This is a genomic window from Thermopolyspora flexuosa, from assembly GCF_006716785.1.
GTDB lineage: Bacteria > Actinomycetota > Actinomycetes > Streptosporangiales > Streptosporangiaceae > Thermopolyspora > Thermopolyspora flexuosa.
Map to the genome: position 1 here is coordinate 4,855,474 of NZ_VFPQ01000001.1, position 14,977 is coordinate 4,870,450.

Consider the following 14,977-nt stretch of genomic DNA (forward strand, 5'->3'; position numbering starts at 1 on the left):
CTCATCCCCTCCTGCCGACACCGAACACACTCGGGTACTTCTTTACGATCTCCGCGTAGTCCCCACCGTACGGCACGCGGATGACACTCCAGCCACGATCGCGAAGCTCTTCCTCCGCTTCCTCGTCGCGGCCGGGAGTGGCGGCGTCATCCGGGCCGTCGACGAACACGGCGACACCGGGATACACCAGATCCGGTCGCGCCGAGCAGCCGTCCAGCCGTGGGGCGACCCGCTCGGGGAGGCGGTGCTCGTGCTCCTCCAGCCAGACGACAAAGGCATGGCGGGGATCATCACCCTCGACGCGGAGCCGTACCTGCTCCCACAGGTCCCCCTGCCTGGTCGTCGCGGGCTTGATGACGGTGGCACCGGCGCAGGCGAGCAGCAGGTCGCGGGCGCGGCGGCGGTCGATGAGGTCGTGGAAGGGCTGGTTGCTGAAGGACAGCAGGCAGTCGTAGCAGGCCTTGGCGCAGCGCTCACCGTTGATCGTGCCGCCGGTGTCCGCACCCGTCTCCGGGTCGAAGTGGGCGATCCGCAGGGCGCGGCGGGCCGCGGCGGCGAGGGCGTGCTCCTCCAGTACGAGACGGCGCAGCACCCCCGCGCCGCCCTCGGAGCTCTCGATGAATAGTGCCCGGCCGCGCCGGTCGTGATCCGGGAGAAGCTCGCTGGTGAGCTCGTTGTCCTCCAGCTGGAACTCCGCCTCGATGCCGCGTTCCAGCGCGTACATGAAGCTGATCGCCTCCTCGGTGCCGACCTTCCGGGGCAGGCGGGTGACGAGGATGTTGCGGCTGTCCTCCACGTACGGGAGTACCAGCTGCTTGTTCTGGACCAGGTCCGCGTCGTCGGCGCGGTCGAGCTCGGGGTTCAGTGCGTCCTTCTCCGACAGCCACCTGCCGTTACGCACGTTGATCCAGAAGCCATCGGTGCGGCGCCGACGGCGGCCCATGTTCGTCACACGGACCGTGGCCGAGTCGCCGTACCGCAGCTCAAGGGCCGTGCGGCCATTCTGGACGGCGGTCGCCACCAAGCGTCCCGGTCGTGCCCCGTGATCGTTGAAGCGGTAGGAGGTGACCAGCTCGTAGCCGGCGCGGCGCCGCTCCTCCTCGTCTGAGGAGATGCGGTCCCGGCGCACGGTCTTCACCGTCTGGAGGCGCAGCAGCCGGTTCATCGTCCTGCCGAGCCGGCCGCCGCACTCCTCGCACACGTCCGTGCCTACCTGGGTCTCGTGCAGGTAGCCGCAGTGCTCGCAGTGGCGGGCGGAGCGGGTGTCGAGGCTGCCCGAGCCCTGTTCCGCAGGGGAGAGCTGGACCTGTTTCACCTGATAGCGGGAACCCTCGTGGTAGATGAGTGCGTCGGGGCCGAACTCCCTGATTGCAATGAAGCGGGGGCGGTGGATGAACTCTCCCTCGGAGTCGCCCTTGCGGTCGGGGATGTAGGCGCGCAGCGGAAGCCGGGGGAAAGAGTATCCGGGGAGGAATCCCTCGGCGGCGAGATAGCGGTAGGAGTAGAAGTCGCTCAGCACGTCCTCGGATTCCTCGTTGCACAGCAGCCGAAGCTGGTTCTCTGCCTCCCGACGACGGGCCATGGCCGCGTCGCGGACCGGCTTGCTCGTGGAGTGGTCGCCGATGATGCGGTGCTGCTCCTCCCGCTCCGCCTTCGCGGTCGCGTACATGTCGCGCCAGCGATCGAACGCCGCGTCGAACGCCTTCGGGGCGTCGGCCACCGCGCGGTCGATCCAGTCACGGTGCCACCAGGAGGTGTTCTCGAGCTCGGAAACCAGTCCCGCCAGCACGAAACGCGCCCGCTCGGCCGCGCGCTGCCGGGCGTCCTCCCGGTGGATCGCCTTCGCCACCTCCGGAAAGAGCGGGAACCCCTCAGCGTCCACGTTCACGATGCCCGCGATGGAGGCGTCCAGCGGTAGCTCGGTCTCGGCGAGCCAGATCGCGTGCACGTGCGAGCGGATCAGGTCTTCGTTGGTGAGGTCGAGGCGAGGAGCGGCCACCGAGCCGCCCACCATCTGATCGCGGTGGCGGAAGTAGTACTGGTCGTGCGCGTTGCCCGTGGCGCAGTAGGTGACCACCAGAGCGGGCTGACCGGAGCGGCCCGCCCGGCCCGCGCGCTGGGCGTAGTTCGCCGGGGTGGGCGGGACGTTGCGCATCACCACGGTGCCGAGGCTCTTGATGTCGATGCCGAGTTCCATGGTCGGCGAGCAGTACAGGACCTGCAGGTCGCCCTCGCGGAACCGCTGCTCGCGCTCCTCCCGCACCTGACTGCTGACCTGGGCGGTGTGCTCGCGCGCCAGCATGCCGGCGAGGTTGGCGGCCTTCTCGCGGTAGAGGTCCCGGAAGAAGGGGTTCACGCGCGGGCCCTTGTCGGAGGCGACCTGCTTGCGCAGCCGGTCCTCTGCGCCCTTGCCGTCCCCGAGCTTCCACAGGATGGACGACGCCTTGATCTGATAGCCGTCCCGTTCCTCGGCGAGCACACCGCACTTCGCCAACACGGCGAGCATGTCGCGGATCATCGCGGTGGCGTCGTCGCGGGTGAGATCGAGGTGCCGGAACTCCTTCTGCTTGAGCAGGTACCTTCCGTACACGCCGTAGCCGGTCAGGTGCAGATCGCGGCTGCCCTTGCGGCCGGGGCGCGGATAGGCGATGGCCGTGGAGACGAGCTGCTCGTTGCGGTCCATCGCCCACGGTTCCTTGAGGTAGTGGCGGCTGTCCTCCTTGATCTGCTCAAAACCGGTCGGGGTGAGGCAGTCAACATCGATCGCGAGCACGCGGCGCAACTCGTCCAGGAGTGTGCGCAGCAGCTCCTCGCGATGCTCGGGCACGTCGTCGCGGAGCGCGTGGTGCCGGTCGTCCCACAGGTCCTGGGCGGCGGCGATGTCCGGCAGATCGAGGTAGTCCACCTTAAGCAGGCCGGTCTGTTCGAGGTTGGGCATGGTGATGCGCCAGCCGCGCTCCAGGTCCACATAGAGGCGGTAGGCGATAACCTGGCGCAGCGCCTGCCAGGTATTGCGTTCGACGGTGAACCGCGCTTCCGGGTTCTGCGCGAAGTCGGCCAGCCGGAGGTTGAGAGCGTCGGTCACGCGCTGGACGATCTCCTTGTGTGTGAGACCCTCCGGCGCGTCGAGAAGGGCCCGGTACAGCGCACCCCGCAGCTGCACCACCTGGACGAAGTCGTTGAAGTGGCCCGCCTGAAGGCTCGCGTCCTGCCGGTTGTCGGTGAACGCCAGCAGCTTGCGTTCCTGTTGCGGGACCGCGGGATCCTCGCGCAGGGTCCGGACCACGGACGAGCTGATCACGCTCGTGGCCGAGCTGCGGCCCTCCACCGCGAGCGAACCGAGTTTGGCGAAGTCGCTGCCGCGGATCTGCTCGTAGGAGGTACGGCAACGCAGGCAGAAGGTGAACGGCGAGGGGATATAGGCGGCCCTGGTGCCTTCCTCATCGGAGGAGACAACGCGGCCGTCCGGAGCCACGTGCACGATCTCCGGGAGATACTTCTTCTTGGCGGCGACGACGTCGAGTGAGCCGTCTGGCAGGGTCTCCAGCCACGGCTCCGGCAGACGCTGCTCATCGATGGCGATCCGGGTGTTGTCCGGCCAGGCGAAGTCGTCTGACACGTATAGATACCCGTCGGTCTCGTCGCCGCTCACGTCGCTCTCCCGGCGAGACGTGAACCGTGTGATGCCCCGATCGTCGCTTCGGCGGACAGTCAGGTACTCCTGGCCGCACTCCCGGCAGAACGACACCGGGACCAGGATGTGATCCTCCTTACCCGGCTCCGGGACGACGGTCTGATAGCGGCTGGTGATGTATCGGGTGTCCTCCGGCTCGATGCTCACATAGACGTCGTCGCCCTTGGAGAGGAACTGGTGCAGGCGGAAGGCGAACAGCGGCCGCTCCGTGCGGGGATGGATGAGCGACGCCCCGCGCTGCAGCGTCGCCTGGATCGCCTCGACGCAATCCTTCTCGGAACGCCCGGTCAGGTCGGAGAGTTCGCGCGCCGCCTCGCGAACCGTGAGCGGGCGAGGAGGACGGGTGAGCTCCTCGGTCACCCCGAAACGGGTCTCCACCCAGGAGGCGAGCGGGCTGGCAATGAAGCTCTCGTAATCCTCGGGGACGGTCAGGTCAGTGACGGCGGCGGGATCCCCCGTGGTGACACGTTCCAACGTCTCGCCGATCACATGCGCGCTGGACACCGAAACCCCGAACAGCCGGGTCGCGACCTCGGCCACCTTCCTCCGGCGGTCCGGCTCGCTGCCCTCGGTGGTCATCGTCGCCGACGTGCCGACACACTGGATGTCCTCCGCACCGCACGCGTCGCGCACCCGGCGCACCAGCATCGCCACATCGGCGCCCTGCCTGCCCCGGTAGGTGTGCAGCTCGTCCAGCACCAGCCAGTGCAGGCCGCGTGCCGCGGTGATCAGGTGCTTCCGCTCCTCGGGCCGGGTGAGCACCAGATCGAGCATCACGTAGTTGGTGAGCAGGATGTCCGGCGGGTCGGCGAGGATACGGTCGCGCTCCTCGCCTCTCTCCTGACCGGTGTACCGGTGGAACGTCACCGGCTCCTGGCCTCGACCGTATCCCTGCCGAAGGAACTTCTCGAGCTCCAAGACCTGGCTGTTCGCCAGTGCGTTCATCGGATAGACAATGATCGCCTTAACACCGGGGCGGTAGGTGCCTTCATCCTTGCGGCGAAGCACCCAGTCCACGATCGGGACGATGTAACTCAGGCTCTTCCCTGAGCCGGTACCGGTGGTGAGCACATAGCTCACCCCGGTCCTCGCGATCTCCACGGCTTCGCGCTGGTGCCGGTGCAGCTGGAGATCCTTTTCCTCTCCTCCCTCGCCCTTGCCGAGACGGAAGATCTTCTCGCACTCCGGGTGCAGCAAGCCTTTCCGCACCAGGTCGGGTATCGACCCGCCGGGAGCGTAATTCGGGTTGAGCGCCAGGTAGGGATCGGGCCACTGCTCACCGGCACTCAGCCGGTTCTCCACGTGTTCCCTGATCCTGCGGTTCCGGATCTCCGTGAAACCCAGAGTGAATGCCGCGTAGTCGGCAATCAGCTGCTCGTGGACCTGAAAGACATCCATTTCTGTCCGCATCCGCGCCGTCTCTACCTGCCGTGGAGCACGGTATCCCGTAGCCGCCTCGGTTAGGGATACGAACCTGCATCATTGCCCCGCTCCGATCCCGCACATGTCCGGTATGTACCGGTGTGCGGGCATGGACGGTCCCTTACCTGGGCTGCGGTTAGTGCTGAGGTGCGGCGACCATACGCAGCCTCGTGGCGTCTACCTACTGCGCTTGACGTCACTCGCCGCTGCGGATGTCCGAGGGCAGCTTCGGCGAGTAGGTGATCTCGCCGAAGCGGACGGTGCAGCCGGAGCCGGTGGGTGACTGGGCGAGGAAGCCGACCTCGGGCTCGCCGTCGAGGGCGAAGTAGCGGATCAGGTGCCAGAAGTCCGAGCCGACGGCCGCGTGGAAGGCGTACGCGGGGCCGAGCCGCGAGATGCGGAGGCGGACGTCGCCGCCGTCCACGGGGATCGAGTTGCAGTCGTCGGAGACGCCGCGGGTCACGACGGAGACGATGGTGGGACGGCCCTGCGGGGAGAGCTCGAGGCAGAGCTTCGCCCACCGGTCCTCGTCCGCGTACAGCAGCAGCACGCCCGCGTCGTAGGTGGCGGTGAGGTCCGCGGTGATCCGGGCGCTGAGGGTGAAGTCGCCGTCGAGGCGGCCGAGGAGGGCGGGCGCGTTCGCGTAGCGGCCCGGGCCGCCGGGGTCGGTGAACAGGTCGGTGCGAGGGCCGGCGGACAGGACGAGCGCGTCGTCGCCCTCGATCCGCCAGGCGGCGGGCTCGTTCAGCCGCCGCAACGGGGCCGGGAAGGCGGGCAGGACTGCGGGCTCGATCATCCAGATCAGCGTAACCACGCGGGGACGACCGCCAAGACGGTCGCCGGGAAACCTTTGATACACCCGGCAGCCGCGGAGGCACGACCCGGTCCCGGTCGCCGGTGGCAGCCCCGGCCCAACGGCTCCGACCAGCGGAAACGTGAGCGGCAACGGCGTGCGTCGGTCCAATGCCCGCGCCCCTCGCCGACTGCTCGTGCTGAAAGAAACGTGCAACGCCGGTCATCGAGACGGGCCACGACGACGGCGTTGTCCGCCGGATCGCCGGTCCCCGGGGCCGCGGATACGGCCACGGCTCGTGAGATCGTCGGCTGACACCCCGGCCGGGCACAGGGATGGCGTGGACAGCATCCGGCGGCCGCGTCCGCAAGCCCGGCATGGCACCGGACATCTCATCACGGACACGGCCACCCGGATCGGCCCGGCCGCCGACGCGGCAGGCCGCATCGCCGCGCCGTACCCTCGCCTGCGGAGCACGTGCGGGACGGCCATGATTGCCTGCCGGAAGGTGCCGAGCAGCGCGATGGAGGAGGGGTGGCGTGGCGATCCAGGTGGCGGTGTGCGGGCCGCGTGACTGTACGCCGGAGGAGCGGCGGAACGCCTACGAGCTGGGGCGGCTGCTCGCCGGGCGCGGCGCCGTGGTGGTGTGCGGCGGCTACACCGGCGTGATGGAGGCGGTGGCGCAGGGCGCGCACGAGGCGGGCGGCACGGTGGTGGGCGTGCTGTCCCGCGCCGACCGGGAGGGCGCGAACCCGTACCTCACCGTCGCCATCCCCACCGGGGCCGGCGAGGCCCGGAACGCGATCATCGTGAACTCGGCCGACGCGGTGATCGCCGTCGGCGGGTCGTGGGGCACGCTGTCCGAGCTCGCCCTGGCGATGCGGCGCGGCCGCGTCCCCGTGGTCCAGCTCGGCGGCTGGCGCGTGTACGACGAGCACGGCGAGGTCGTCCCCGGCATCCGGTACGCCACGGGCCCGGCGCACGCCCTCGAACTCACCGGCCTGTGGCCATGAGAGGGGTCAGGCGAGCCGCCGCGGGTACGCCCCGGGCGTCCGGCCGAGGTGCCGCCGGAACGCGAGGATACGCCCCTGCGTGCCGGTGAAGCCCGCCCGGGCGCTCGGGCCGGCCGACCGAGTCCTCGGCCTCCTGGGAGCGCGCCGCCGGGCCGGACGGGCCCGCCGTACCGCCGCCGGACGGGAACGGAAAGAAGGAGCATCCAGGCCACGCTGCCCTGATCGGCCTGGATGCTCCGGCTCGTGGGGTACGGCCCGGCGGTCAGGATGCGTAGGGCGGGTAGCCGTAGCCCACGACCTGCCACTTGGGGCGCACCCGGCGTTCGACTTTACCGTTTCCGGTGTTGCCCTCGATCGTGGTGATGGTGCCGTCGCCGTTGTCACGTTCCACGAGGCCGACGTGGTCGATCTTCTCGATGTCGTCGGAGCCGGACCAGTCGAAGAAGACGACCGCGCCCGGGGTGGCGGCGTCGGTGCCCCAGTGGCCGTTGGCCCGGAACCACTTGGCGTAGGTCACGGTGTAGGCGTCCCAGCCCATGATCGGGCGGATGCCGGCCTGCTCGCCGACCCAGGAGACGAACATGGCGCACCAGGGGGCGTTCTTGTAGCCCTGGAGCGTGCCGCCGTCGCGGGCGAGGGTCTCCAGCGCGCGCGGGGAGTTCATGTACCACTCGTGGAACTCGGTGCCGCCGCCGTACGCGTTCTCGGTGACGCCGATCTTGCTCGCCGCGATCCGCAGCACGTCCTGGGCGGTGACCTTCGGCAGGTCCTTGGCGATCCGCTGCAGCGGGGTGAGCCTCGCGTCGTCCGTCTCGGGCGCGCGGCCGTCGTGCTGTGCCGTACCGCTTCCGGAGTCGGTGGCCGCGGCGAGACCGGGGGTCGCGGGGAGAAGCGCGCCTGCGGCGATCAGGGTGCAGGCGATGGCGTGGGAAAGGTTCGCGCCGTTACGCGCCCAGGAGGGACGAAACATGGACATCGGGGGCTTTACTCCTTCTTCCATGCCGCCTACCGGGTTAGCTGACGGGTTCGGGCCTGGAAGTTGGCCCTACGGCGCACGCCGGGAGACGCGCGCCGATTCACCCCGGGGAGAGGTGGGTCCCCGGCTCCGCGAGGGTCGCGGACTCGGCGGCCGCGCCCGCGGCATGCGAGCATGCCGACGGGACGACGGACAGGTTGTAAAGGGCGGGCCCGGGCCGGCCGGATCACCGAGCCGTTTGCCTTGCGCAGAAAGGTAAACGATTCGGACAAACCCCGCAAACAGGTCGCAAGAAGGATCTTCCGGACGCTCGATAACGATGGCGTTTCGGGCCGGAAATTTTACCTTTGCCCAGGTCAGCCGCCCGCCCCGGCGGCGCCGCCGTACCGTCCGGCCCGGCGCCGCAACCCCGCGCCACTATCGCCCGATTGGTCCGGGAGTTTTCCCGTTGACCACGAAGGGTAGCGTAGCAACTGCTATCAGTAGCCAATCCGGCTCGGGGGACTTGGGATCATGCGTCAGCTCATCGTGTGCTGCGACGGCACCTGGAACACGGCGGAGGACCGGACCATCACCAACGTGCGACGGCTGTACAACGCCCTCGCCGAGAAGGACGAGAACGACAATCCACAGCTCGCCTACTACCAACCCGGTGTCGGGACCGTCCGCAACCGGCTGCTCGGCGGCGCCACCGGGTTCGGCCTGTCCCGGAACGTGATGGACGCCTACCTGTGGCTCACCACCCGGTACGAGCCCGGCGACCGCATCGCCCTGTTCGGCTTCAGCCGCGGCGCCTACACCGCCCGCAGCCTCGCCGGCATGATCTCCGCTTGCGGCCTCATCGACACCTCGAAGATGCCGGAGCACACGATCTGGCCGCAGATCAAGCGGCTCTACCGCGAGGGGTACCGGCGGCGGGACCGGCGCGACCCCGGGTGGCGCGACGGGTTCACCTTCCGCTGGGACCCGGACGACGCGGAGAACATCCCCGTGCACTTCATCGGCGTCTGGGAGACCGTCGGCGCCCTCGGCGTGCCCGACCACCTCGGCCTGCTCAACCTGCTCGACCGGCCGCAGCGCTTCCACGACCTGCGGCTCAACCCGCACATCCGGTACGGCCGGCACGCGCTCGCCATGGACGAGCGGCGCGAGCCGTACCAGCCGGCGCTGTGGACCGGGCCGTTCGGGCCGAACCAGGACGTGCAGCAGGTGTGGTTCCCCGGCAGCCACATGGACGTGGGCGGCGGCCACCCCGAGCGCGGGCTCAGCGACGGCGCGCTGCGCTGGATGATCGACGAGGCCCGGGAGACGATCCGGCTCGGCTTCCACAAGGCCACCGTCGAGGAGCAGATCGAGCCCGACCCGTTCGACGTCATGCACGACGACGAGCTCGGCGCCATCGGCGTGCTCGACCAGGTGGTGGACCCGATGCTCAGGCCGGTGCGGGAGATCCTGCTGCGCCCGCGGCCGCGCGCGGTGCCGCGCATCGACCCGCAGCGGCCCACCCGGGAGCTGCACGAGTCGGTCTACGAGCGGCACCAGAAGCCGCCCATCACCGGCGGGCCGTACCGGCCGACCCGGGTGCTCGCGCCCGGCCAGGAGCGCACCATCGAGGTGTTCGCGCACGAGCCGTGGAACGAGACCGGCCTCTACCTGGAGCCCGGCGAGTACCGGTTCATCGCCGACGGCATGTGGCAGGACGGCGACATCCTCTCCGGCCCGGAGGGCACGCAGGGGATGCGCGGCCTCAACCCGATGCGGGAGCGGCTGCGCATGCTCGGCAGCCTGCTCGGCGGCGGCGAGCGGCTGCTGCGCATGCTCACCGGCAACGAGCTGGCGAGCCTGGTCGGCACCCAGCGGGAGAGCGACCTGCCGTGGATGTTCCTGGTCGGCGTGATCGCCAACGACGCGGTGGCGGTGAACGGCGTGCACCACGCGCACGAGCGCATCGCGATCGGCCGGGGCACCCGGTGCCGGGTGACCAAGGGCGGCTACCTGTACGCGTTCGCCAACGACGCCTGGGGTTTCTACGGCAACAACCAGGGCAGCGTGCGTCTCACCGTGGCCCGGCTGGTCGCGGGCACCCCGCACACCGTCCTCACCGCGGGCGGGCTCATGCACCCGCTCACCGAGGACGCCGCGCCCGTCGGGGCGAACTCCGGCGACGGGACCACCCGTGCCACCACAGGCTCGCGCCGGGCCGGCGCGGGCGCAGGCCGCATGCGCCGCGAGGTGCAGGAGGCCTGAGCCGCCGGCTCGGTGCGTGCAGGCCCGGCATTTGCGGGGGGAATGCCGGGCCTGCGTCACGCCGGAGGCCGTGCCGTACGGCGGGCCGGGAAAGCCGGGCGCACGTGAGCACGCGGCGGATCGGGGTAGGGCAGGCGAGCACCGGGACAGTCGCCGGGGCCGGTCCGGCGGCGGCGCAGGCCCCCGCTTCCCGGCGCACGGCGCCCGCAAGGAGGCTCAGTGAAGGTCAAGGAGATCATGACCGCCCCGGTGATCACCGTGCGGCGGGACACCACGGTTCCCGAGATCGCCGCGCTGCTGCGCTCCCGCCGGATCAGCGCGGTCCCCGTGGTCGACGACGGCGACGCCGTGGTCGGGCTGGTGAGCGAGTACGACCTGCTCGCCCGCGAGGGCCGGACCGCCGCCGACGTGATGACCACCGCCGTCATCTGCGTCACCGAGGACACCGACGTCGACGAGGTACGGCACCTGCTCGTGGAGCGGCGCATCCGCCGGGTGCCGGTGCTCTCCGGCGGGCGCATGGTGGGCATCGTCAGCCGCTCGGACGTGATGGCGCTGCTCACCACCGAGTGGGCGTGCTCCGTGTGCGGCGAGGTCGTGCACGGCGAGCGGCCGCCCGCGCGCTGCCCCAAGTGCCAGGCCGAGGCGGGCCGGTTCACGCTGCAGGAACCCGCCCCGGGGAGCTGAGCCCGCACACCCCACCCCACACCCCGTAGGAGGCGCGACGATGGCATCCACCCAGCCCGGCCCGCAGGGCGACCGCCGGTCCGGGGCCGAGCCCGGACGGCACGGCCGGACCACCGCGGCCGAGGACCCCAAGGTGCTCGTCGGCTACTACCGCCAGATGGCGCTGATCCGGGCCTTCGAGCTGCGCGCCGCCGAGATGTACACCCGGGCGAAGATCGGCGGCTACTGCCACCTCAACCTGGGCGAGGAGGCCACGGTGGTGGGCCTGATGGCGGCGCTGCGGCCTGCCGACTACCTGTTCACCACCTACCGGGAGCACGGCTACGCGCTCGCCCGCGGCGCCGACCCCGGCGCGGTGATGGCCGAGCTGTTCGGCCGGGCCACCGGCATGTCCGGCGGCTTCGGCGGCTCGATGCACCTGTTCGACTGGAACCTGCGGCTGCTCGGCGGGTACGGCATCGTGGGCGGCCAGCTCCCGCCCGCCACCGGGGCCGCGCTCGCCATCGCCTACCGCGGCGGGCCGAGCCCGGACGGCGAGGCGGTGATGTGCCTGCTCGGCGACGGCACCACGAACATCGGCGCGTTCCATGAGTCGCTCAACCTCGCCGCGATCTGGAACCTGCCCATCGTGTACGTGATCGTCAACAACCTGCTCGGCATGGGCACCCCGGTCGAGGCGGCCTCCGGCGAGCCGGAGCTGTACCGGCGCGGCTGCGCCTACCGCATCCCGGGCGAGCGGGTGGACGGCAACGACGTGCTCGCCGTGCGGGACGCGGCGAAGGCCGCGATGGACCGGGCCCGATCCGAGCACAAGCCGTACCTGCTGGAGGCGGTGAGCTACCGGCTGCGCGGCCACTCGGTCGTCGACCCGGCCCGCTACCGGTCGGCCGAGGAGACCCGGCGGCTGCGCGAGCTCGACCCGCTGCCCGCGTTCCGCGCCCGGCTCATCGACGACGGCGTGCTCGACGAGGAGTCGGCGGCGCGCATCGACGACGAGGCCGAGCGGGAGGTGGCCGCCGCGATCGAGTTCGCGGACAACAGTCCCCCGCCGCCCGTGGAGTCGCTGTTCGCCAACGTGTACGCCACGCCGGTGCCGAACGCGCCCCGCGAGCTGCCCGGGGACCCGCTGCCGTGCGGCGGCCCGGCCACCGGGGAGGAGTGAGCGGTGGGGCGGGTCATCACCTACCGGCAGGCGCTGCGCGACACGCTCCGCGCCGAGCTGCAGCGGGACGAGAACGTGCTGCTCATGGGCGAGGAGATCGGCGTCTTCGAGGGCTCCTACAAGATCACCGCGGGGCTGCTGGAGGAGTTCGGGCCGCGCCGGGTGCGGGACACCCCGATCAGCGAGGAGGGGTTCACCGGCGCCGCGGTCGGCGCGGCGATGCTCGGGCTGCGGCCGATCGTCGAGATCATGACGATCAACTTCAGCCTGCTCGCGATCGACCAGATCGTGAACCACGCGGCGAAGATGCGCGGCATGTTCGGCGGCCAGGTGTCGGTGCCGATGGTGATCCGCACCCCGGGCGGGGGCGGGCAGCAGCTCGCCGCCACCCACTCGCAGAACCTGGAGGTGTTCTACGCGCACGTGCCCGGGCTGAAGGTGGTCGCCCCGGCCACCCCGGCCGACGCCAAGGGCCTGCTCGCCAGCGCGGTGCGGGACGACGACCCGGTGCTGTTCCTGGAGAACCTCGCCCTCTACAACACCAAGGGCGAGGTGCCGGACGGCGACCACACCGTGCCGATCGGCACCGCGGCCGTGCCCCGCCAGGGCGAGGACCTGACGATCATCGCCTACTCGCGGGCCACCGTGGTCGCGCTCGACGTCGCCCGCCGCCTCGCCGAGCAGGGCATCTCGGCCGAGGTGGTGGACGTCCGCAGCCTGCGCCCGCTCGACCGGGCCACGATCTGCGCGTCGGTGCGCAAGACCGGGCGCGCGGTCGTGCTCGAGGACGACTGGCTCAGCTACGGCGTGGGTGCGGAGATCGCCGCCACCGTGCAGGAGGGCGCGTTCGACTACCTCGACGCCCCGGTACGGCGGGTGGCGAGCGCCGAGGTGCCGCTGCCGTACGCCAAGCCGCTGGAGCTCGCCGCGATGCCGGACGCCACGGCCCTCACCCGGGTGGTGCACGAGATCCTCGACGCCACCCGCTTCACGCCCTCCCCCACCGGCCGACGCTGACGGTCCAGGAGACTGCCATGCCAGAGATCATCATGCCCCGCCTCTCCGACACGATGGAGGAGGGCACGCTCAGCCGCTGGTTCAAGCGGGAGGGCGACATGGTGCGCCGGGGCGACGTGATCGCGGAGATCGAGACCGACAAGGCCTCGATGGAGCTGGAGGCCTACGACGAGGGACGGCTCACCCGCATCCTCGTCCAGGAGGGCGACACGGTCCCGATCGGCACCCCGGTCGCCGTGATCGGCGACGGCGAGCCCGAGCCCCCGGCCGGCGAGGCGCCGCCCGCCGAGGCCGAGCCAGAAGAGCGGGCCGAGCCCGCGGCCGAGGCCGGCGCGCCCGCCGCCGCGCCGCCGCCGGAGCGGGAGGGCGAGGCCGCGCCGCGCGGGCACGCCGTACCGCCGCAGGCGCCGCCCGGGCGCGGGCCGGGCGGCCGGGTGCCCACGTCGCCGCTCGCCCGCCGGATCGCGCGGGAGCACGGCATCGACATCACCACGGTCAAGGGGAGCGGCCCGGGCGGGCGCATCGTGCGCGCCGACGTCGAGGCCGCGATCGCCCGCCGGGACCGGGAGAAGGCCGCCCCTCCCCCGGCAGCGCCCACGGAACGGCCTGCCGAGCCGGCCGCCGCGCCCGCCGGGCGGGGGCCGATCGTGCACGAGACCGAGGCGCCGAGCCTGCCGGAGGACGCCGACGAGGTCCCGCTCAACCGGATGCGGCGGCTCACCGCCCAGCGCCTCACCCGGAGCGTGCAGGAGGCCCCGCACTTCTACCTCACCTCGGTCGTGGACGCCGAGCCGCTGCTCGCCTACCGGGCCGAGCTCAACGCCGCGCTCGCCGACCGCGGACCCAAGATCAGCGTCACCGACCTGATCCTCAAGGCGTGCGCGGTGATGCTGCGCGAGCACCGGGCGCTCAACGCCTCATGGGCGGAGACGCGCATCCTGCGGCACCACCGGGTGAACCTCGGCCTCGCCGTCGCCCTCGACGACGGCCTGATCGTCCCCGTCATCCACGACGCGGACCGCAAGACGCTCACCGAGATCGCGAACGAGGCCCACGACCTCGCCCAGCGGGCGCGTACCGGCAGGCTCACCCTCGACGAGCTCGCGGGCGGCACCTTCACGGTGAGCAACCTCGGCCCGTTCGGCATCGACCACTTCACCGCCGTGATCAACCCGCCGCAGGCGGCGATCCTCGCCGTGGGCGCGGCCAAGCCGCAGCCCGTGGTACGCGACGGCGAGGTACGGCCGGGCGTCACGATGGCGCTCACGCTCTCCATCGACCACCGCGTACTCGACGGCGCGACCGGCGCCGCCTTCCTCGCCGACCTCAAGACGCTGCTGGAACAGCCGGTCCGCATCGTCGTGTGACCCGCCGCGCCTTGGCCCGGACGGACCGGTAGCGCCGCCCAAGCCCACAACATCGAACCCGGCCGGACCGGATCTCGGCAGTGACCCGTACAGCGGAGATCATGAATACGACCGCTCGAGCGCATGGCTCTAGCCATGCGCTCGAGCAGCACGCCTAGGGAGCGCCGCGCCGACCGGAGGCGGGCGCGTGGGCGAGCCAGTCGGCGAGCACGGCGGCCTGGCTGTGTTCGGCGTCCCGGGTGGCGGTGAGCAGGGTGAGCGGGCCGCGCGTGGCGAGGTCGCGGAGGTGGCCGAGCGCCTCGCGTCGGGCGGGGTCGGCGAGCTCGTCGAGGTAGCGGCGGCAGAACTCGTCGAAGCGGGCCGGATCGTGGCCGTACCAGCGGCGCAGCTCGGTCGACGGGGCGACGTCGCGCAGCCACTCGTCGAAGGGCGCGTTCTCCTTGCGCAGGCCGCGCGGCCACACCCGGTCGACGAGCACCCGGGTGCCGTCCTCCGGCGCGGGCTCCTCGTAGATCCTGCGGAAGCCGATGCGGTTCACCATGACACTCCCTGGTCCGGTACCGGCCGATCCTCCCTGAGGCCCGCCTTCCCCGAAGGCG

The 14,977-nt window shown here is 71.3% G+C and carries 10 protein-coding genes and 1 riboswitch; of the genes, 6 read left to right on the forward strand and 4 right to left on the reverse strand.

Annotated elements, in window-relative coordinates; translation table 11 throughout:
• Position 1 precedes the first annotated feature (1 nt).
• Positions 2-5,092, reverse strand: a complete 5,091-nt coding sequence (locus tag FHX40_RS20835; protein ID WP_142261174.1) for a DEAD/DEAH box helicase — start codon at positions 5,090-5,092, stop codon at positions 2-4.
• A 220-nt stretch (positions 5,093-5,312) separates the two neighbouring features.
• Complete coding sequence (locus FHX40_RS20840; RefSeq protein WP_142261175.1) at positions 5,313-5,912, reverse strand: DUF1349 domain-containing protein; 600 nt, start codon at positions 5,910-5,912, stop codon at positions 5,313-5,315.
• Positions 5,913-6,448: 536 nt separating this feature from the next.
• On the opposite strand from FHX40_RS20840, the gene FHX40_RS20845 reads away from it, so the two are divergent.
• Positions 6,449-6,922: a TIGR00725 family protein gene (locus tag FHX40_RS20845; RefSeq protein ID WP_142261176.1), complete on the forward strand. Its 474-nt coding sequence runs from the start codon at positions 6,449-6,451 to the stop codon at positions 6,920-6,922.
• A gap of 262 nt (positions 6,923-7,184) precedes the next feature.
• Here FHX40_RS20845 and FHX40_RS20850 read toward each other — a convergent pair whose 3' ends face one another.
• Entirely contained in the window at positions 7,185-7,898 is a 714-nt protein-coding gene (locus FHX40_RS20850) for a CHAP domain-containing protein (protein ID WP_306465693.1), read from the reverse strand.
• 12 nt (positions 7,899-7,910) lie between these two features.
• Positions 7,911-8,060, reverse strand: a riboswitch (cyclic di-AMP (ydaO/yuaA leader).
• A 351-nt stretch (positions 8,061-8,411) separates the two neighbouring features.
• Here FHX40_RS20850 and FHX40_RS20855 point away from each other — a divergent pair.
• The 5 genes from FHX40_RS20855 (at position 8,412) to FHX40_RS20875 (ending at position 14,378) form a co-directional block, all read left to right on the forward strand.
• Positions 8,412-10,145, forward strand: a complete 1,734-nt coding sequence (locus FHX40_RS20855) for a DUF2235 domain-containing protein (protein WP_211350344.1) — start codon at positions 8,412-8,414, stop codon at positions 10,143-10,145.
• Positions 10,146-10,364: 219 nt separating this feature from the next.
• Entirely contained in the window at positions 10,365-10,832 is a 468-nt protein-coding gene (locus FHX40_RS20860; RefSeq protein ID WP_142261178.1) for a CBS domain-containing protein, read from the forward strand.
• 40 nt (positions 10,833-10,872) lie between these two features.
• A complete protein-coding gene (pdhA, locus tag FHX40_RS20865; protein WP_142261179.1) occupies positions 10,873-11,994 on the forward strand; it encodes a pyruvate dehydrogenase (acetyl-transferring) E1 component subunit alpha in 1,122 nt (373 codons plus the stop codon).
• Positions 11,995-11,997: 3 nt separating this feature from the next.
• A complete protein-coding gene (locus FHX40_RS20870) occupies positions 11,998-13,011 on the forward strand; it encodes an alpha-ketoacid dehydrogenase subunit beta (protein ID WP_142261180.1) in 1,014 nt (337 codons plus the stop codon).
• Between the two features lie 17 nt (positions 13,012-13,028).
• On the forward strand, positions 13,029-14,378 hold the full coding sequence (locus FHX40_RS20875) for a dihydrolipoamide acetyltransferase family protein (RefSeq protein WP_142261181.1): 1,350 nt from the start codon (positions 13,029-13,031) through the stop codon (positions 14,376-14,378).
• Between the two features lie 154 nt (positions 14,379-14,532).
• Here the strand turns inward: FHX40_RS20875 and FHX40_RS20880 are convergent, their stop codons facing one another.
• The gene (locus tag FHX40_RS20880; RefSeq protein WP_142261182.1) at positions 14,533-14,919 is read right to left on the reverse strand and encodes a DUF488 domain-containing protein; all 387 of its coding nucleotides are present in this window, start codon (positions 14,917-14,919) and stop codon (positions 14,533-14,535) included.
• Positions 14,920-14,977: the final 58 nt, after the last annotated feature.

Bases quoted from the DNA above. Each gene is read 5' to 3' on its own strand.
- FHX40_RS20835 (WP_142261174.1), bottom strand. From the start codon at position 5,092: ATGGATGTCTTTCAGGTCCACGAGCAGCTGATTGCCGACTACGCGGCA.
- FHX40_RS20840 (WP_142261175.1), bottom strand. From the start codon at position 5,912: ATGATCGAGCCCGCAGTCCTGCCCGCCTTCCCGGCCCCGTTGCGGCGG.
- FHX40_RS20850 (WP_306465693.1), bottom strand. From the start codon at position 7,898: ATGTCCATGTTTCGTCCCTCCTGGGCGCGTAACGGCGCGAACCTTTCC.
- FHX40_RS20855 (WP_211350344.1), top strand. From the start codon at position 8,412: ATGCGTCAGCTCATCGTGTGCTGCGACGGCACCTGGAACACGGCGGAG.
- pdhA (WP_142261179.1), top strand. From the start codon at position 10,873: ATGGCATCCACCCAGCCCGGCCCGCAGGGCGACCGCCGGTCCGGGGCC.
- FHX40_RS20875 (WP_142261181.1), top strand. From the start codon at position 13,029: ATGCCAGAGATCATCATGCCCCGCCTCTCCGACACGATGGAGGAGGGC.
- FHX40_RS20880 (WP_142261182.1), bottom strand. From the start codon at position 14,919: ATGGTGAACCGCATCGGCTTCCGCAGGATCTACGAGGAGCCCGCGCCG.